General features: G+C 59.8%; 1 pseudogene. It reads left to right on the plus strand.

What is annotated here, in order from left to right:
• Positions 1-281, plus strand: a pseudogene (locus tag SM755_RS23475) (phage tail protein); the annotation flags it as partial.

Here is a 281-nt window from a genome sequence, read left to right on the forward strand (position 1 = left end):
CGCCGAAGACGGTCGACATACTTCGAGACGACGGGATCACCAGCGTCTGGGAACTTATCAACTGCGACCCAGATCGGGTCGCTTCGCGTCACGAGGACGTCTTCCCGAGGAACGTCCGCTACTGGCAGGGTGTCGCGCTGAGCAACCTGTCGGAACACGCGGAAGGCAACTGGACGACTGTGGACTCACTCAACCCGACCGATGTCCTGTTCGAAGACGGAAACGGGCGATATCTGTTCGTCAATCTGGAGCTCGTTGGAACTCCGGAATCAGCTCCGCGG

The organism is Natrialba sp. PRR66, assembly GCF_034808065.1.
In the GTDB taxonomy this organism is placed as follows: Archaea; Halobacteriota; Halobacteria; order Halobacteriales; family Natrialbaceae; genus Natrialba; species Natrialba aegyptia.